14 protein-coding genes and 1 pseudogene are annotated in these 18,525 nt (G+C 60.6%); 2 read left to right on the top strand and 13 right to left on the bottom strand.

Translation table 11 applies throughout. The features are described from left to right. Positions 1–18 precede the first annotated feature (18 nt). Together AB4O11_RS10430 and AB4O11_RS10425 are read left to right on the top strand one after the other, a co-directional pair. Positions 19–1,032 (top strand): annotated as a pseudogene (locus tag AB4O11_RS10430) (methyl-accepting chemotaxis protein); the annotation flags it as partial. 30 nt (positions 1,033–1,062) lie between these two features. Continuing rightward, the gene (locus AB4O11_RS10425) at positions 1,063–1,935 is read left to right on the top strand and encodes a methyl-accepting chemotaxis protein (protein WP_437182482.1); all 873 of its coding nucleotides are present in this window, start codon (positions 1,063–1,065) and stop codon (positions 1,933–1,935) included. A gap of 133 nt (positions 1,936–2,068) precedes the next feature. Here the strand turns inward: AB4O11_RS10425 and AB4O11_RS10420 are convergent, their stop codons facing one another. The 13 genes from AB4O11_RS10420 to AB4O11_RS10360 form a co-directional block, all read right to left on the bottom strand. After that, on the bottom strand, positions 2,069–2,803 hold the full coding sequence (locus AB4O11_RS10420) for an amino acid ABC transporter ATP-binding protein (RefSeq protein ID WP_093430062.1): 735 nt from the start codon (positions 2,801–2,803) through the stop codon (positions 2,069–2,071). Further along, a complete protein-coding gene (locus tag AB4O11_RS10415; RefSeq protein ID WP_460130598.1) occupies positions 2,796–3,755 on the bottom strand; it encodes an amino acid ABC transporter permease in 960 nt (319 codons plus the stop codon). The genes AB4O11_RS10420 and AB4O11_RS10415 overlap by 8 nt, the downstream gene beginning before the upstream one ends. A 129-nt stretch (positions 3,756–3,884) precedes the next feature. Beyond that, a complete protein-coding gene (locus tag AB4O11_RS10410; RefSeq protein ID WP_460130597.1) occupies positions 3,885–4,682 on the bottom strand; it encodes a transporter substrate-binding domain-containing protein in 798 nt (265 codons plus the stop codon). A gap of 377 nt (positions 4,683–5,059) precedes the next feature. Continuing rightward, positions 5,060–7,630: a glucans biosynthesis glucosyltransferase MdoH gene (gene mdoH, locus AB4O11_RS10405; RefSeq protein WP_460130596.1), complete on the bottom strand. Its 2,571-nt coding sequence runs from the start codon at positions 7,628–7,630 to the stop codon at positions 5,060–5,062. Then, the gene (locus AB4O11_RS10400; RefSeq protein WP_175559550.1) at positions 7,623–9,404 is read right to left on the bottom strand and encodes a glucan biosynthesis protein G; all 1,782 of its coding nucleotides are present in this window, start codon (positions 9,402–9,404) and stop codon (positions 7,623–7,625) included. The genes mdoH and AB4O11_RS10400 overlap by 8 nt, the downstream gene beginning before the upstream one ends. A 305-nt stretch (positions 9,405–9,709) precedes the next feature. Beyond that, entirely contained in the window at positions 9,710–10,147 is a 438-nt protein-coding gene (dtd, locus tag AB4O11_RS10395) for a D-aminoacyl-tRNA deacylase (protein WP_007909321.1), read from the bottom strand. Beyond that, on the bottom strand, positions 10,144–11,115 hold the full coding sequence (gene pip, locus AB4O11_RS10390; RefSeq protein WP_008080611.1) for a prolyl aminopeptidase: 972 nt from the start codon (positions 11,113–11,115) through the stop codon (positions 10,144–10,146). The genes dtd and pip overlap by 4 nt, the downstream gene beginning before the upstream one ends. A 241-nt stretch (positions 11,116–11,356) precedes the next feature. Then, entirely contained in the window at positions 11,357–12,160 is an 804-nt protein-coding gene (hutG, locus tag AB4O11_RS10385; RefSeq protein WP_460130595.1) for an N-formylglutamate deformylase, read from the bottom strand. A 10-nt stretch (positions 12,161–12,170) separates the two neighbouring features. Continuing rightward, the gene (gene hutI / locus AB4O11_RS10380; RefSeq protein WP_186621342.1) at positions 12,171–13,376 is read right to left on the bottom strand and encodes an imidazolonepropionase; all 1,206 of its coding nucleotides are present in this window, start codon (positions 13,374–13,376) and stop codon (positions 12,171–12,173) included. Between the two features lie 136 nt (positions 13,377–13,512). Beyond that, positions 13,513–15,045: a histidine ammonia-lyase gene (hutH, locus tag AB4O11_RS10375; protein WP_137218594.1), complete on the bottom strand. Its 1,533-nt coding sequence runs from the start codon at positions 15,043–15,045 to the stop codon at positions 13,513–13,515. Positions 15,046–15,161: 116 nt separating this feature from the next. Next, positions 15,162–16,685: an HAL/PAL/TAL family ammonia-lyase gene (locus AB4O11_RS10370; RefSeq protein ID WP_460130594.1), complete on the bottom strand. Its 1,524-nt coding sequence runs from the start codon at positions 16,683–16,685 to the stop codon at positions 15,162–15,164. Between the two features lie 133 nt (positions 16,686–16,818). Continuing rightward, positions 16,819–17,649 carry a quaternary amine ABC transporter ATP-binding protein gene (locus AB4O11_RS10365; RefSeq protein WP_093430055.1) on the bottom strand — a complete coding sequence of 277 codons (831 nt, stop codon included), beginning with the start codon at positions 17,647–17,649 and terminating at the stop codon, positions 16,819–16,821. Continuing rightward, positions 17,646–18,497: an ABC transporter permease gene (locus AB4O11_RS10360; RefSeq protein ID WP_007949591.1), complete on the bottom strand. Its 852-nt coding sequence runs from the start codon at positions 18,495–18,497 to the stop codon at positions 17,646–17,648. Before AB4O11_RS10360 ends, AB4O11_RS10365 begins: the two co-directional genes overlap by 4 nt. Between the last annotated feature and the right edge of the window lie 28 nt (positions 18,498–18,525).

The following is an 18,525-nucleotide window of genomic DNA, read 5'->3' as shown; positions in this document are numbered from 1 at the left end:
TGGTCGGGGAGTCGTCGCATGTACCGTTGGTTAGCCGAGAGTCTTGGAAACGTCAGCGTCAAACGCAAGCTGGGAATCGGTTTCGGCCTGGTGCTGTTGCTGACGCTGTTGATCACCTTCACCGGCTGGACCGGCATGAGCGGTATTATCAGCCGCGGTGACAAGCTCGGTTTTATCTCCAGCCTCAACGAACTGACCAAAGACCTGCGCCTCGCGCGTCTGGACTACGAAGCGCGCCGTGGCGAACAAGGTCCGGGCGTGGTCAACGACCTGCTCGGCAAACTCGACAGCGGCCTGCAAACCGCGCGCAGCCTGATTGAACAGCCGTCCGACGCGGCGATGGTCGATCAACAACTGGCCGCCGTTGCCGAATACAAACGCGCTTTTGCCGACATGACCCAAGCCACCGTGCAGCGCGAAGACGCCCGCAGCAAGCTCGGCGCCAGTGCCGACAATGCCGTGGCGAAAGTCGCGGAAGTGGAAAAATCCATGCTGGCGGGTGACAGCGTCGCGCAATTCAACAGCGTGATCGAGCTGAGCAAACTGCTGCAGCAAGCACGCTATCAAGTACGCGGCTACACCTACAGCGGCAAGGCCGAAGCCGAGCAACCGGCGCTCGACGCCATCGACAACGCCCTGAAAAACCTCGACAGCCTGCCGGCCAAATTGCCGGAGCAGCACATCGCCAACCTGCAACAGGCTACCGCCTCGATCAAAGCCTATCGCGCGGCCGTTGCGCAGTTCCGCGACTCGCAGGTCAACAACGCCAAGGCCGCCGCGCGCATGTCGACGCAGGGCGACATCCTTATCGACGTCAGCAAGAAACTCACTGAATCGCAGACCATCGTTCGTGATACCGATGCCGCCCACGCCAAGAACATGCTGATCATCGCCACCTTGCTCGCCGTGGCTTTCGGCTTGCTTGCCGCCTGGGCAATCACCCGCCAGATCATCATCCCGCTGAACCAGACCCTGAAAGTCGCCGAGCGCGTGGCTGCGGGCGACCTGACCCACAACCTGGTTTCCCTGCGTCGCGACGAATTGGGCCAACTACAACGTTCGATGCAGAGCATGACCCAAGGCCTGCGTGAACTGGTCGGCGGGATCAGCGATGGCGTTACCCAGATCGCCAGCGCCGCTGAAGAACTCTCGGCGGTGACCGAGCAGACCAGCGCCGGGGTCAACAACCAGAAAATCGAGACCGATCAGGTTGCCACGGCCATGAACGAAATGGCCGCCACCGTGCAGGAAGTCGCGCGTAATGCCGAAGAAGCTTCCGAGGCCGCCGTCGCAGCCGACCAACAGGCTCGCGAAGGCGACAAAGTGGTGGGCGAAGCGATCGCGCAGATCGAGCGGCTGGCCGCTGAAGTCGGTCACTCGACCGAAGCCATGGGTGAACTGAAGCGCGAAAGCGACAAGATCGGCAGCGTCCTCGACGTGATCAAGTCGGTAGCGCAACAAACCAACCTGCTGGCCCTCAACGCCGCCATCGAAGCCGCGCGTGCCGGTGAAGCCGGACGTGGTTTCGCGGTAGTTGCCGACGAGGTGCGCAGCCTCGCCCAGCGCACGCAAAAATCCACCGAAGAGATCGAAGAGCTGATCGTCGGCCTGCAAAACGGCACCCAGCAAGTGGCGACGATCATGGACAACAGCCGCAACCTCACCGACAGCAGCGTTGAGCTGACCCGTCGCGCGGGCGGTTCGCTGGAAAGCATCACCCGTACCGTGTCGGCGATTCAGGCGATGAACCAGCAGATTGCGGCAGCGGCCGAGCAACAGAGCGCGGTGGCGGAAGAGATCAACCGTAGCGTGCTGAATGTGCGGGACGTGTCGGATCAGACATCGGCGGCGAGTGAAGAGACGGCGGCGTCCAGCGTTGAGCTGGCGCGGCTGGGGACGCATCTGCAGATGCTGGTGGGGCGGTTCAAGGTTTGAGGTGATCCGAAAACCTCGATTCATTCAGAATCGAGGTGATGCCTTCGCGAGCAAGCTCGCTCCCACAGGATTTGTGTCGATCACAAAGGTTGTATTCGACCCATTCACTGTGGGAGCGAGCCTGGCGCTGAAATTACAGAACCTGACGCAAGAAGGCCTGCGCGCGCGGATCCTTCGGTGCATCGAAGAACTCCGCCGGCGCGGCATCTTCCAGCAACTTGCCGTGATCGAAAAACAACACCCGATCCGCCACTTCCCGGGCAAAGCCCATTTCGTGGGTCACGCAGACCATGGTCATGCCTTCCACGGCCAGGTTCTTCATCACGTCCAGCACCTCGCCGACCATTTCCGGGTCGAGCGCCGAGGTCGGCTCATCGAACAGCATGACCTTCGGCTCCATCGCCAGCGCCCGGGCAATCGCCACGCGCTGTTGCTGACCACCGGACAGGCGTGACGGAAATTCGTTGGCCTTCTGCGCAATCCCGACCTTTTGCAGCAACTCCATCGCCTTGGCTTCGCGCTCTTGCTTGCCGCGCTTGCGCACGACTTTCTGCGCCAGACAGAGGTTTTCCAGCACCGTCATGTGCGGGAACAGGTTGAAATGCTGGAACACCATGCCGACTTCACGGCGGTAGGCGTTGACGTCGGTTTTCGGATCGGCCAGTTGCAGGCCGTCGATGCTCACCGAGCCGGAATCGAATTCTTCCAGGCCATTGAGGCAGCGCAGGAAGGTCGACTTGCCGGAACCCGACGGGCCGATCACCACCAGCACTTCGCCTTTGGCGACCGTGGTGCTGACGTTATCCACCGCGCGCACTACTTGCCCACGGGTGTCGAAGACTTTTACCAGATCGCGGACTTCAATCACTTTGCGCGAGCCTCCGCTCAAGCCGGCTGGCGATTTTCGACAGCGGCAGGTTGATCAACAGGTACAGACCGGCGACGCAGAATAGAATCTCGAACGGCGAGAACGAGGTGGTGATGACCTCACGGCCGCTTTTTAGCAGTTCGGTGATGGCGATCACCGACACCAGCGAGGTGTCCTTGACCAGACTGATGAATTGCCCGGCCAGCGGTGGCAGCACGCGTTTGAACGCTTGCGGCAACACCACGTGACGCATCGATTGACCGGCACTCAGACCGAGCGAGCGCGCCGCTTCGTTCTGGCCACGGGCAATCGATTGCACGCCGGAGCGGATGATCTCCGCCACGTAGGCGCCAGTGAACAGCGACAGCGCGGCGATCCCGGCGAACTCGCGGGACAGGTTCATCACCGTGCCGATGAAGAAGTAGAAAATGAAGATCTGCACCAGCAACGGCGTACCGCGCACCAATTCGACGTAGATCGTCGAGAGGTCGCGCAGGGTCGGGTTGTTCGACAGTCGGCAGAGGCCGGTGACCAGACCGATCAGCAAACCCAGGACACCGGAAACCACTGACAGCCAAAGCGTGGTCCACAGCCCCCACAACAGCGGGCCTGCCGCCCAATGCCGAGTCACGCCCACGACGTCACCTTCGGCGACATCATCGCCCTGAGCGAATTGCAGGCTGTTCTCGTCGACGGTCAGGTGCTGCTCATCACCGGCGTCGTTGCGCAGGGTGACTTGCGCGCTGCTGCCCTTGCGCACCAGTTCGGTGACGGTGGAAATGTCGGTGGCACGCTGGGTTTCCTCGGCCTGATAGGCGAAGTACTGCGGCACGCGATTCCAGCGCCATTCGTAGGACATCAGCGACGTCGCGTAATACAACGCGCCCGTGAGGCCGACCAGCACCAGCACGGTGAGGACGTGCCAGGGCCATTGGGCTTTTTTCTGTTTCATTGCAGGTTCCGGATTTTGTGTTGCTCTGGAGGGCCCCTTCGCGAGCAAGCTCGCTCCCACATTGGAATGCATTCCTCTGTGGGAGCGAGCTTGCTCGCGAATGGGGCGACTCGGTCTATCTGACCGGGCTTATTCCATGTCCTTGAGCCACTCGGTGCTCTTGAACCACTTGTCATGGATACGATCGTAGGTGCCGTCTTCGTGGATCTGGTGCAGGAAGTTGTTGATGAAGTTGAGGCTGTCGTAATCGCCCTTCCTCAGACCGAAGGCCAAAGGCTCGTAGGTGAATGGCTTGTCGAGGAACACCAGTTTGCCGGCGCCGACCTTGGTCACCGCAACGACGTTGTACGGCGCGTCGTAGATGAAGGCGTCAGCCTTGCCGTTGACCACGTCGAGCACGGCTTCCTGCTCGTTGTCGTAGCCGTGGTACTTGGCTTTGGAGATGAGCTTCTTGGCGACCATTTCACCGGTGGTGCCAAGCTTGGAGGTGATGCGGTAGTCGGCGCTGTTCAGGTCTTTGTACGACTTGATGGTGCCTTCCAGCTCCTTGCGGATCAGCAGGGTCTGGCCTACAACGATGAACGGTTCGCTGAAGTTCAGGCGCAGGTTGCGTTCCTGAGTCAGGGTCATGCCGCTGCCGATCATGTCGAACTTGTCGGTCATCAGCGCCGGGATGATGCCGTCGTAACCGGTGGAAACCAGTTCCAGCTTGACGCCCATGGCCTTGGACATGGCTTTGAGGATGTCGACTTCGAAACCGATGATTTCGCCGCGCTTGTTGGTCATTTCGAACGGCATGTAGGTCGGATCCATGCCGACTTTCAACGTGCCGCGCTTGACCGCGTCATCGATTGCGCCAGCCTGCGCCGCATTGACTGCAACCAGTGCCGTGACGCCGACCAGCAGCATCGACAGATACTTCTTCATCTTCAAGTCCCCAAAACCATTGCGTTTGCGGCGCGAAAACCAACAGTGACGGGCAAAAAAGCCCGGGTGCGCCAATTCGGGGACGGATGCTAACGCACTCGTTTTTTTGCACAAGGTTTAATGGACGATTTGTTTAACAATCAAGAGCTACCCCCTCACCCCAGCCCTCTCCCCGAGGGAGAGGGGGCCGATCGGGGGATGCTTCAGAGGTACGCCGACCTGAATCGGATTTGCCGAATCCATAATCGACTCGATGCTTCAGGTCGACGGATAGCGCCAGACACCTCGGTCGGCCCCCTCTCCCTCTGGGAGAGGGCTGGGGTGAGGGGATTTCGGCGGCCATAAAAAAACCCCGCTGAATCAGCGGGGTTTTTTCATCAGGCCGGCTGAGCCTGCTGGCTAACCGGTTGCAACGGCAGCAACGGCGCATGCGGATCGGCCTTCACCGAAGCGCGCCACGCATCCAGCCACTCGGCATGACCTTCGGCCCAGACCTGCTCATGCAGACGCGCCAGCGCCACAGGGTCGCTAAGCAATTGCAGGCGATCATGGTTGTTCAGCCCGGCTGGGCCAACCTTGATCGCGTGGCGCACACGCTCCTGACGCAACCACTCGATCGGCTCGGCCTGACCATGACGGGAAGTCGCCAGCGAGCACGCCAAAGCGTTCTGCTGAGGATCGACCACCGCGCGGACGAAGCCGTCGTTGAGGGCGTGGTAACGGTTTTCGTGGGTGTACTGGTCGGTTGCCAGCAGCGCCTGCGGCGGATTGTATTCCTCAGGGATGAGGAACAGGCTCTCGTCACGAGACTTCAGGCCCAGACCGACACGGCTGGAGATCACCGACACCGGGATCGACAGCATCAGCGAACCGACGATCGGCACCAGCCACCAGAGAAAGCTCGGGTTCAGCCAGATCACCAGCAGCGCCCAGCAGAAACCCAGCAGGGTCTGCGGACCGTGGCGTTTGACCGCTTCGCTCCAAGGCGTCGAGTCGTCGTCACGTTGCGGCGAATTCCAGGTCGCGGCCCAGCCGAGGAACGCGGCGAGGACGAAACGGGTGTGGAAAATCATCCGCACCGGCGCCAGCAGCATGGAGAACAGCATCTCCAGCAGCATCGACAAGGTCACCTTGAACTTGCCGCCGAACTCTTTCGCGCCCTTGGCCCAGATCAGAATGATGCTCAACAGTTTCGGCAGGAACAGCAGCACGATGGTCGTCGAGAACAGCGCGATCGCCTTGTCCGGGTGCCATTGTGGCCACAGCGGATAGAGCTGTCGCGGTTCGAGGAAGTACTGCGGCTCCATCAGCGTGTTCACCGCCAACAGCGCGGTCGACAACACCAGAAAGAAGAACCACAACGGCGCCGACAGGTACGACATTACGCCCGTCAGGAACACCGCACGGTGCACCGGGTGCATGCCTTTAACCAGGAACAGCCGGAAGTTCATCAGGTTACCGTGGCACCAGCGACGGTCACGCTTGAGTTCGTCGAGCAGGTTTGGCGGCAGTTCTTCGTAGCTGCCCGGCAGGTCGTAGGCAATCCACACGCCCCAACCGGCACGGCGCATCAGCGCGGCCTCAACAAAGTCGTGAGACAGGATCGCACCGGAGAACGCACCTTTACCCGGCAACGGCGCCAGGGCGCAGTGGTCGATAAACGGCTTCATGCGGATGATCGCGTTGTGACCCCAGTAATGGGATTCACCCAACTGCCAGAAGTGCAGACCGGCGGTAAACAGCGGGCCGTAAACGCGGGTGGCGAACTGCTGCATGCGCGCATACAGGGTGTCCATGCCCGACGCACGCGGCGCGGTCTGGATGATCCCGGCGTCCGGCGTGGCTTCCATCAAGCGCACCAGACTGGTCAGGCACTCGCCGCTCATCACCGAGTCAGCGTCGAGCACGACCATGTACTTATAGTCACCGCCCCAGCGACGGCAGAAGTCGTCAAGGTTGCCGCTCTTGCGTTTCACACGACGGCGACGACGGCGATAGAAGATCTTGCCGAAGCCTTTGGCTTCGCGGCAGACATCCAGCCAGGCCTGTTGCTCGGCGACACAGATGTCGGTGTCGTTACTGTCGCTGAGAACGAAGAAGTCGAAGCGGTCCAGATCACCGGTGGCAGCGACCGACTCGAACGTCGCCCGCAAACCGGCGAACACACGCGGCACGTCTTCGTTGCAGATCGGCATGACCAGCGCGGTACGCGCGTCTTTGGCAATCGGCTCGTTACCGGCGCTTTTGCCGGAGATACGATATTTATCGTGACCGGTGAGCAACTCGAGGAAGCCCATCAACGCGGTCCAGAAACCCGCCGATACCCAGCAGAACAGAATCCCGAACAGAATCAGGATGCTGGTTTGCAGCGCATACGGCAGCACTTGCGTAGCGGTTTGCAGCAGCGGCTGGTGCAGGACTTCTTCGAGGTCGACGAACGACCAGCCCTGGTACGGCATGATGCCTTTCATGTACCAGCCGGCGACGATGGTCTGGCCAAGCATCAGCAGCAACAGAATGTAGCGACGGATCGAACCGACGGTGCGCCAGCGCGCGGCCGGCAGGACGTTTTCGTCCTTTGGCGGCTGCGGCGGATTGGTGCGACCGGTCATACGGCGCCAGCCACGCACCAGAATATTGGTGCGCCACGGCTCCGGCACGACCTTGGTCCGACGGATCGGCGGCGTTGCCTTCATGCTGACGCGACCGCTGGCGTCGAGCACCAGCATCTCCGCGTCTTCAAGCTCTTCGGCGGTGCTGAGGATCAGGCGCTTGCCCACCGAAGCCTGGGCGGCCTCGGCAGGTGCGTCGAACGTTGAAGACGACAGGCGTTCATGCAGCTCGCTGAACGACTGGCAGCCCGCGAGTTCCGCGCGCTGCTCGTCGGTCATCGGCAGATGCGCCAGATACTCGGACAGAGTCTCTGGCTGTACTTGAGAGTTACTCATCGGCAGGCAACTGATAGCTCCAGGTCTCGGTCAGGACTTCTTCAGTCGGTGCCGATTCCGGTGTGGCTGGGGCCGCGTCCGCAGCGGCTGGCTGCTTGGCGTCTTTATTAGCCTTGTCCTTGGCATCTGCAGCTGGCTTGGCGTCGGCCTGTTTGGCCTCGGCGGCCTTGGCTTCCTTGTCGAGTTTCTCTTGTTGCTTGGCGGCAACCTTGTCGGCCTTGGCGACGGACGAGTTGGACGCCGGCACCGATTTCGCCAGATCAGCAGTCACGACTGGCTGAACCAGGGCGGCACGCATCTCGGTCGACTTGCTCGCGTCCTTGATCTTCATGCGCAAGGTCAAACGCCAGCCCTTGGTTTCCGGGTTGTAGCGCACGCTGTTCTCGACCAGCTCGGCGTTGTCGCCGACGCTGACCTGACTGCGTACGTCAGCATCCGGAGTCAGTGCAGCCAGCGACGGACCTTCGAAGTCGACCAGGTAGGCAACGCTGCCATCCGGCTGACGGATCAGGTTCGATTGCTTGACGTCACCGGTCGAACGCAGAGTCTGCGAAACCCAGGCGCTGTCCGGCGCATGAATCGCCGCTTCGTCCATGGTCCAGTGCATGCGGTAGGCGAAGTCCAGCGGCTGACCCGGCTCCGGCATTTTTTCCGGGCTCCAGAACGCAACGATGTTGTCGTTGGTTTCGTCGGCGGTCGGAATTTCTACCAGATCAACGGTGCCTTTGCCCCACTCGCCCTTCGGCTCGATCCAGGCGCTTGGGCGCTTGTCGTAGCGATCGTCGAGGTCTTCGTAGTGACTGAAGTCGCGGCCACGCTGCAGCAGACCGAAACCACGCGGGTTCTCGACGCTGAAGTTGCTCACGGCCAGATGTTTCGGGTTGTTCAACGGACGCCAGATCCACTCGCCGTTGCCGGCATGGATCGACAGACCGCTGGAGTCGTGCAGTTCACGACGGTAGTTGAGGACTTTCGACGGCTGGTTGGCACCGAACAGGAACATGCTGGTCAGCGGTGCGATACCCAGTTTGCCGACCTTGTCACGCAGGAACATCTGCGCCTTGACGTCGACAATGGTGTCGCTGCCCGGACGCAGGATCAGACGGTAGGCACCGGTAGCGCGCGGCGAATCCAGCAGGGCGAAGATCACCAGGTGCTTGTCGCCCGGCTTCGGCTGCTGAATCCAGAACTCGCGAAAACGCGGGAACTCTTCACCCGACGGCAGCGCGGTATCAATCGCCAGGCCACGGGCCGAGAGGCCGTAGGTGTGGCCCTTGCCGACAACGCGGAAGTAACTCGCGCCGAGCATGGTCATGATTTCGTCTTGCTTGTCGGCCTTGTTGATCGGGTACAGCACACGGAAACCGGCATAACCCAGTTGTTCAGTGGCTTTCGGATCGAATTTCAGGTCGCCGAAATCAAAGCGGGTCGGATCGTATTTGATCTCTTCGACGGTGTTCGCTGTGATTTCGTTGATTTTCACCGGTGTATCGAAATGCATACCCTGGTGATAGAAGGACAGTTTGAACGGGGTCTTCTGATCAGCCCACTCAGCCTTTTCGGTGAGGAAGCGGATTTTCTGATAGTCCGCGAACTTCATGTCGCGGAATTCGTTCGGCAGGTTGCTGCGCGGGGCCTCGAACTTCTGCCCGGCCAGCTCTTTGGCCTTGGCCGATACATCGTCAAGATTGAACGCCCAAAGCTGACCGGCGCTGAGCAGGCACAGGAGCGCCGAACCCGCTACCAGGGCACTTCGCATGCGTTTGGCAGACATTTTTGCTGCATTACAGGGACTAACAATCACGAGCAACCCTCGCCGAAAACAGATCAATAAACCAACGGCCAGCTATCTATATGCCAGGTTGGCGAGCATTGTTCCGACTCCGCTGGGGCAAAATGATTCCCCAATCGGATCCAGACAAGTCTCTACCTAAGTCAAAAATGAATCAGCGAACGCTGATCCCAGTGCGCGCGATTATCTAGTAGCCCGCATGACAACGCATCAGGGGTAACAAAGTATTTATCGCGAAAACACCCTAAAAACAGTCGAAATTTCCTAAAAAGGTGTTTCAAGCGCTTTCAGGTCTGTAACAAAAAGGTAACCGGGCCATCGTTGACCAAATGCACCTGCATATCGGCGCCGAATCTACCTGATGCCACAGTGCCATGCACCTGTTTCGCACTGCTCAATAGATAGTCGAACAATTCCTCGCCCAAAGCTGGAGGCGCGGCCGTCGAAAAGCTCGGGCGCAACCCGCTTTTGGTGTCGGCCGCGAGGGTGAACTGCGAGACCAGCAGCAACCCACCGCCGACATCGGCGAGGGACAAGTTCATCTTGCCCTCCGCATCGCTGAATACCCGATAGTTAAGCAGCTTATGCAGAAGTTTGTCGGCGCTGGTCCGCGTGTCGTCGGGTTCGACCGCCACCAGCACCAGCAAACCGTGATCTACCGCGCCAACCACCTCGCCGGCGACTTCAACCCGCGCACCGCGTACGCGCTGTAACAGCCCCTTCATGCTTCTTCAGGCGGCAGGTCGAGCAGGCGTCGGGCCATGTTGCCCGCCGCACGCACCAGTGCATCGGTGATGCCCGGTTCAGAGGCCGCGTGGCCGGCATCACGGATCACCTGCAGTTCGCTGTTCGGCCAGGCCTGGTGCAATTCCCAGGCGTTGTCGAGCGGGCAAATCACGTCGTAACGGCCGTGAATGATCACACCCGGCAAATGGGCGATCTTGCCCATGTCGCGGATCAGCTGGTTCGGCTCAAGAAAGGCATTGTTGGTGAAGTAATGGCACTCGATCCGCGCAATCGACAGCGCGCGCTGCGGCTCGGAGAAACGATCGACCACCAGCGGGTTCGGCCGCAGGGTCGCGGTGCGCCCTTCCCAGGTCGACCAGGCTTTGGCCGCGTGCATCTGGGCGATCTGGTCGTTGCCGGTCAGACGTTTGTGGAAAGCGCTGAGCAAGTCATCGCGCTCGTCCAGCGGAATTGGCGCGATGTAGTCCTGCCAGTAATCAGGGAACAGACGGCTGGCCCCCGCCTGATAGAACCATTCGATTTCCTGCGGGCGGCAGAGAAAGATCCCGCGCAGGATCAGACCGTGCACACGTTCCGGGTGGGTTTGTGCGTAAGCCAGCGCCAGGGTCGAACCCCACGAACCGCCAAACAGCACCCATTTATCGATGCCCAGGTGTTTGCGGATGCGCTCAAGGTCGGCGACCAGATCCCAAGTGGTGTTGTTTTCCAGGCTGGCGTGCGGCGTGGAGCGTCCGCAACCACGCTGGTCGAAGGTGACAATGCGATAGAGGTTCGGATCGAAATAGCGACGGCTCTGCGCGTCGCAACCGGCGCCGGGGCCGCCATGGATGAACACAACCGGCAAACCCTCCGGTGAACCGCTTTCGTCGACGTACAGCGTATGGGTGTCATCGACAGCCAGATCGTGCCGGGCGTGAGGTTTGATCTGCGGAAACAAAGTCTGCATTGCGCGCTCCGTAAGGGGTCGAGGTCATCCCTGGGGGGACTTCTATTATTCTGCCGTTGGGCATCATAAACCCGATTTACGTCAATGAGCATGCTCCAGAGCAGTCACCGTTTGTCAGCCGTAAACTTCGCAGGCTGTCGGCCATCCTGTGGGAGCGAGCCTGCTCGCGAATGCGGTGTGTCATTCAACGTAGATGTTGGCTGAACGGACGCCTTCGCGAGCAGGCTCGCTCCCACAGGGGTTACGCGGCGTAGTGAGATTTTGCCCACGCCAGATAGCCCTGCAGCAACTCCTTGAGCACCACCTGCGTCGGCTCGGCCAGATCGGCGCGATAGCGGAACGGTTCGAACTCTTCCATGTAGGTGCTCTGGCACAACTCCAGTTGCACGGCGTGGATGTTCTCGGCCGGGTTGCCGTAGTGACGGGTGATGTGGCCGCCCTTGAAGCGTCCGTTGAGCACGTGGCTGTATTGGTCGTGACGCGCGCAGATCGCTTCAAGTTGCGTGGCCAATTGCGGATCACAACTGGCGCCGTTGAAGGTGCCGAGGTTGAAGTCCGGTAGTTTGCCGTCGAACAGGTGCGGGATGATCGAGCGGATCGAGTGCGCGTCGAACAGCAGCGCGTAGCCGAACTCGGCTTTCAATCGCGCCAGTTCTTCTTGAAGCGTGCGGTGGTACGGCGTCCAGATCTGCTCCAGGTAAGTTGCGCGCTCTTCTTTCGACGGCTCGTGCCCTTCGCGGAACAACGGGATGCCATCGAACAGCGTTGCCGGATACAGCCCGGTGGTGGCGCCGGCGTACAGCGGTTTGTCGTCGGACGGACGATTCAGGTCAATCACAAAACGCGAATACTCGGCGGCCAAGGTGCTGGTGCCCAGTTCTTCAGCAAAGTCGTAAAGCTGCGGGATATGCCAGTCAGTGTCCGGCAGGCTTTTCGCGTCCGGGATCAGCCCGGCCTCCACCGCCGGGGTCAGGCGCACACCGGCATGCGGCATGCTGATCAGCAGCGGCACGCGACCTTGTTTGAAATTCAGAACCTTATCCACAACCGCTCTCCTACAGACTTGATTCGACGCCGTGACGGACGACGCGTTTGTCCAGATCGCCACCCAGCCAATAAGCCAGATCCGCCGGACGATCAATGTGCCAGGCAACGAAATCCGCGACCTTGCCGACTTCCAGCGAACCGTGGGTGTCGGCCATGCCCAGCGCTTGTGCGGCGTGAATGGTCGCGCCGGCCAGGGCTTCTTCCGGGGTCATGCGCAAACAAGTGCAGGCCATGTTCAGCATCAGGCGCAGCGACAGCGCCGGCGAGGTGCCGGGGTTGAGATCGCTGGCAATGGCGATCTTCACCTTGTGCTTGCGCAGGGCGTCCATCGGCGGCAATTGGGTTTCACGCAGGAAGTAGAATGCGCCCGGCAGCAGCACCGCGACGGTGTCGGCTTCGGCCATGGCGATGGCGTCGGCTTCGTCCATGAATTCCAGGTGATCGGCGGACAGCGCCTTATAGCGCGCGGCGAGGCTGGAGCCGTGCAGCGACGACAGTTGCTCGGCGTGCAGTTTCACCGGCAGGCCGAGTTTTTGTGCGGCGATGAACACACGCTCGACCTGCTCTGGCGAGAACGCCAGGTATTCGCAGAAAGCGTCCACGGCGTCGACCAGCCCTTCGGCAGCCAGCGCGGGGAGCATCTCCGTGCAGATCAGATCGATGTAATCGTCGGCGCGATCCTTGTATTCCGGCGGCAACGCGTGGGCCGCCAGGCAGGTGCTGCGCACGCTGATCGGCAACTCCTTGGCCAGACGCCGGATGACCCGAAGAATCTTACGTTCGCTGGCCAGATCGAGACCGTAACCAGACTTCATTTCAACCGTGGTCACGCCGTCACGCATCAGGCTTTTCAGGCGTTTGGCGGCGCTGGCAAACAGTTCGTCTTCAGTGGCTTCGCGAGTCGCACGCACGGTGCTGGCAATGCCGCCGCCGGATGCCGCGATTTCCGCGTAGCTGACACCTTGCAGACGTTTTTCGAATTCACCGCTGCGGTTGCCACCGAACACCGTGTGGGTGTGGCAGTCGATCAGACCGGGGGTGACCCAGGCGCCTTGCAAGTCGTTGACCGCCGGGTATTCGCCGGACGGCAATTGATTGCGCGGGCCGATCCACTCGATGTGCGCACCGGACGTCACGATGGCTGCATCTTCGATGATCGAGTAGACGCCCTGCGCCATGGTTGCGACGTGGCAGTGTTGCCAGAGGGTTTTCACTGTTGGCCTCCGTTGGGGTTGGTGATCGTTCCCACGCTCTGCGTGGGAATGCAGCCCGTGACGCTCCGCGTCACTGGACGCGGAGCGTCCCTTGAGGCATTCCCACGCAGAGCGTGGGAACGATCAGTGTGTAGGGTTAAAGGCTAGGCAAAAGCTTCGCCGAAACCAGCTCAGTCAAACACCGCGAAGCCAGCAGTTCAGTCGCCGCATTGATGTCCGGCGCAAAGAACCGATCCTTCTCATAAAACGGCACTTCCTTGCGCAAAATCGCCCGCGCCTGTTCCAGCTTCGCCGAAGTCTTCAGACCGTTACGCAGATCCAGACCCTGCACCGCCGCCAGCCATTCCACCGCGAGAATCCCACGGGTGTTTTCAGCCATTTCCCACAGACGCTTGCCGGCCGCCGGGGCCATCGATACATGGTCTTCCTGGTTAGCCGAGGTCGGCAAACTGTCGACCGAATGCGGATGCGACAACGCCTTGTTCTCACTGGCCAGTGCGGCTGCAGTCACCTGCGCAATCATGAAGCCGGAGTTCACCCCGCCATTGGCGACGAGGAATGGCGGCAGTTGCGACATGTGTTTATCCATCATCAGCGAAATACGACGCTCGCTCAGCGAGCCGATTTCGGCGATAGCCAGCGCCATGTTGTCAGCGGCCATGGCCACCGGTTCGGCGTGGAAGTTGCCGCCGGAAATCACGTCGCCTTCAGCAGCAAACACCAGCGGATTGTCGGAAACGGCGTTGGCTTCAACAGCCAAAACCTCTGCGGCCTGACGGAACTGCGTCAGGCAAGCGCCCATGACTTGCGGCTGGCAGCGCAACGAATACGGATCCTGAACCTTTTCGCAGTTCTGGTGCGAGTCGGAGACTTCACTGCGTTCACCGAGCAGATCGCGGTAAGCGGCAGCAGCGTCGATCTGACCTTTCTGGCCACGAGCCGCGTGAATGCGTGCATCGAACGGCGAACGCGAACCCAATACCGCTTCAACCGTCAGACCGCCCAGCGCCAGTGCACCAGCGAACAAATCTTCACCTTCAAACAGACCACGCAACGCAAACGCGGTGGAGACCTGAGTGCCGTTGAGCAGCGCCAGGCCTTCTTTCGCGGCCAGTGTCAGCGGGGTCAGGCCAGCAACTTTCAGCGCTTCGGTGGCTTCCATCCACTCGCCCTTATAGCGCGCCTTGCCCTCACCGAGCAGCACCAGCGACATGTGCGCCAACGGCGCCAGATCGCCCGAAGCACCTACCGAACCTTTCAACGGAATGTGCGGATAAACCTCGGCGTTGATCAGCGCGATCAGCGCATCGATCACCACTCGGCGAATGCCGGAGAAACCACGGCTGAGACTGTTGACCTTGAGCACCATGATCAGCCGCACCAGCTCATCGCTGATCGGCTGACCGACACCCGCAGCGTGGGACAACACCAGCGAGCGCTGCAGGTTCTCGAGGTCTTCGCTGGCAATGCGGGTCGAGGCCAGCAGGCCGAAACCGGTGTTGATGCCGTAGGCGGTGCGATTCTCGGCGAGGATCTGCTCGACGCAGGCAACACTGGCTTCGATCTGCTGCGATGCGCTGTTATCGAGAGTCAGCTTGACCGGGTTCTGGTAGACGTCACGCAGTTGGGCCAGGCTCAGTTGGCCGGGAATCAGGTTCAGCGCAGTCATTTTGTGCTCCTTTTGAGAGTTTGTTATTAACTCGCCAGACGCTCCGGAGATATCCGTTGTCCGTCGCGTCTCGCCTTTTGGGGAGTCGCGCCTTGGCACGCTGGCGTGGGTATTGGTCAGTGCAAATTCGGTAAAACGTTGTGCGGCAAATTCGTGTTTTTCAACACGCTCGCAGCGGCAGCGATGTCCGGCGCCAGCCAGCGATCCTGATCGTAAGCCGGGACTTTTTCGCGCAGCAGTCGCCAAGCGATATCGGTGCCCACGCCAAAGCGCTGTTCCTTGAGGAATTCAAACGCCTGCGCCGCCAGCAGGTACTCAATGGCGAGAATCTGCGTGCAGTTTTCCAGCGCACGATGCAGCTTCAGCACGGCGTTGGTGCCCATGCTCAAGTGATCTTCCTGCAGGCCCGAAGTGATGTAGTTATCGAGCACCGCCGGTTGCGCCAATTGGCGGTTTTCCGCACACAGCGATGCGGCGACGTATTGGACGATCATCATCCCGGAGTTCACCCCCGGATTGGCCACCAGAAACGCCGGCAGACCGCTGACGTGCGGGTTCACCAAACGGTCGAGGCGACGCTCGGCAATCGAGCCGATTTCGGCCATGGCAATCGCCAGCAGATCGGCTGCCATTGCCACCGACTGACCGTGCGGGTTGGCTTGCGACATCACCCGGAAATTGTCCGGTGTGCCGAGCAACAGCGGGTTGTCGGTGCAGCCGTTGAGTTCGGCTTCGACCTGTCTGATCGCATGTTCCAATTGATCGCGTGCAGCGCCGTGCACCTGCGGAATCGAACGGATACTCAGCGCATCCTGAGTGCGAATGCCTTTGCTCGACGCAATCACTTCACTGCCATCGAGCAACGCACGCAAATTGATCCCCACTTGCTGCATGCCCGGGTGCGGTTTCAGTGCGATGATCTCAGCATCGAACGCATCGATCTGGCCGCGCTGGGCTTCGAAACTCATGGCGCCGATGACGTCGGCCCACTGCAGCAGCCGCGTCGCATCGGCAATCGCCAGGCAACTGAGGCCGGTCATGCACGGCGTGCCGTTGACCAGGCACAAACCGTCCTTTGCACCCAGCTGCACCGGTTTCAAGCCTTCTTCTGCCAATGCCTGTTGCGCCGAGGTGATCTGGCCGCGATAGCTGACATTACCGACGCCGAGCAACGCGATGCCGATGTGCGCCATGTGCGTCAGATAACCCACCGAACCTTGCGACGGCACTTGCGGGGTGATACCGCGATTGAGCAGCGCCAGCAGGCCTTCGACGACCCGGCGATGGATGCCGGATTTGCCGTGGCTGTAGTTGTGAATCGCCGCGCAGATGATCGCGCGGGTCTGCTCGTCGGCGAGTACCGGGCCGACGCCGCAGGCATGGCTGAGCAAGGTATTGCGCGACAACTGGCTGAGTTGTTCGTCTTGCAGCGAGACGTTGGACAAACCGCCCAGGCCGGTGTTGACGCCATAGGCGCGTTCGCCGCTTTCGACGATGCGCTGGACGATGCCTTGGGCGTTTTCGATGCGCGCCCAGGTGTCGCTGGACAGCTCAAGTTGAGCGCCGTGACGAGCGACGGCGACCACGTCCTGCCAACGCAAGGGGCTGCCTGTGATAACGATTTTTTCAGCCTGGGACATCTAAAACCTCAACCGTAATATTGATGCAGCTCTGCCGGCCCTTTCGCGAGCAGGCTCGCTCCCACATTGGAATGCAGTCTCCTGTGGGAGTGAGCCTGCTCGCGAAGGGGCCGGCAGCCTCACCGCAAGTCTGTTAAACCACCGCCGCCCGCCGCTGCACAAACCGGTCAACGTACTCATCAGCCGGCGAATGCAGGATCTCTCTCGGCGTACCAACCTGAATCAACTTCCCATCCTTGAGAATCGCAATGCGGTTGCCGATACGCACCGCCTCATCGAGGTCGTGAGTGATGAAGACGATGGTCTTGTGCAGGGTCTTTTGCAGTTCCAGCAACTGGTCCTGCATTTCCGCCCGGATCAGTGGATCCAGCGCACTGAACGCCTCATCCATGAGGATGATGTCGGTGTCCGCCGCCAAGGCTCGAGCCAGGCCGACACGCTGGCGCATGCCGCCAGAGAGCTGGTGCGGATATTTGTTTTCGTAGCCTTTGAGCCCCACGGTGTTGATCCAGTGCAGCGCGCGTTCCGAGCACATTTGCTTGCTCTCGCCACGCACTTTCAGGCCGTAGGCGACGTTGTCGAGCACGCTCTTGTGCGGCAGCAGGCCGAAGCTCTGGAACACCATGCTGATCTTGTGCCGGCGAAATTCGCGCAGGGCGTCCATGTCGTATTGCAGGATGTCCACGCCGTCGACGAGGATCGCGCCGCTGGTCGGGTCGATCAGCCGGTTGAAGTGACGCACCAGCGTCGATTTGCCGGAGCCGGACAGGCCCATGATCACGAAGATCTCGCCGGTGCCGATGCTCAACGACAGGTCGTTAACGCCGACCACGCAACCGGTCTCGCTCAGCACCTGATCCTTGGTCTTGCCCTGGCCGACCATGGCCAGTGCATCCTTGGCCCGGTTGCCGAAAATCTTGAAGACGTTTTTGACTTCGATCTTGCTCACGGTTGCGTTGCTCATTTGCTCACCTCATGCCGTGGCCGACCGTACGCCTGAGTAATGCGGTCGATGACCACTGCGAGAATCACGATCGCCAGACCGGCTTCGAGGCCACGCCCGACATTGAGGGTCTGAATCCCCACCAACACATCTTCACCGAGGCCACGGGCACCGATCATCGAGGCAATCACCACCATCGACAGGGCCATCATGGTGGTCTGGTTGATCCCGGCCATGATGCTCGGCAGGGCCAGTGGCAGTTGCACGCCGAACAGTTGCTGCCAGCGGTTGGCGCCGAATGCGTTAATGGCTTCCATCACTTCACCGTCAACCTGGCGAATGCCCAGATCAGTCAGGCGAATCAGCGGTGGCGCGGCGTAAATCACCGTGGCGAAAATAGCCGGCACCTTGCCCAGACCGAACAGCATCAGCACCGGAATCAGGTACACGAAACTCGGCATGGTCTGCATGATGTCGAGCAGCGGCATCAGCACCGAACGCAGGCGATTGCTGCGCGCCGAGAGAATCCCCAGCGGGATGCCGATCAGCACCGAAATGATCGTCGCGACCATCATCAGCGCCAGTGTCTGCATCAGCTTGTCCCACAGGCCAACGGCGCCGACGAGGAACAGCAGACCGACGATGACCGCCGTGGTCACCACTTTGCGCGTGGCGTGCCAGGCGACGACACCGACGATCGCCAGCATCAACCACCACGGCGCCGCACGCAGCAGGCCTTCGAGGTTGACGATGGCCCAGAGCAGGGTGTCGGAGATGTGGCGGAACACATCACCGTAGTTGGTGACCAGCGAATCGACCCAACCGTTGACCCAGTCGGCGATGGAAAAGGTAAAGCTTTCGGGAAACATAAGCGGCTCTCAATCAGAAATCTCAATC

Source organism: Pseudomonas sp. H1_D05 (assembly GCF_054682705.1).
The sequence above is the reverse complement of the archived record's forward strand: the minus strand, read 5'-3'. Positions and strand labels throughout refer to the sequence as shown.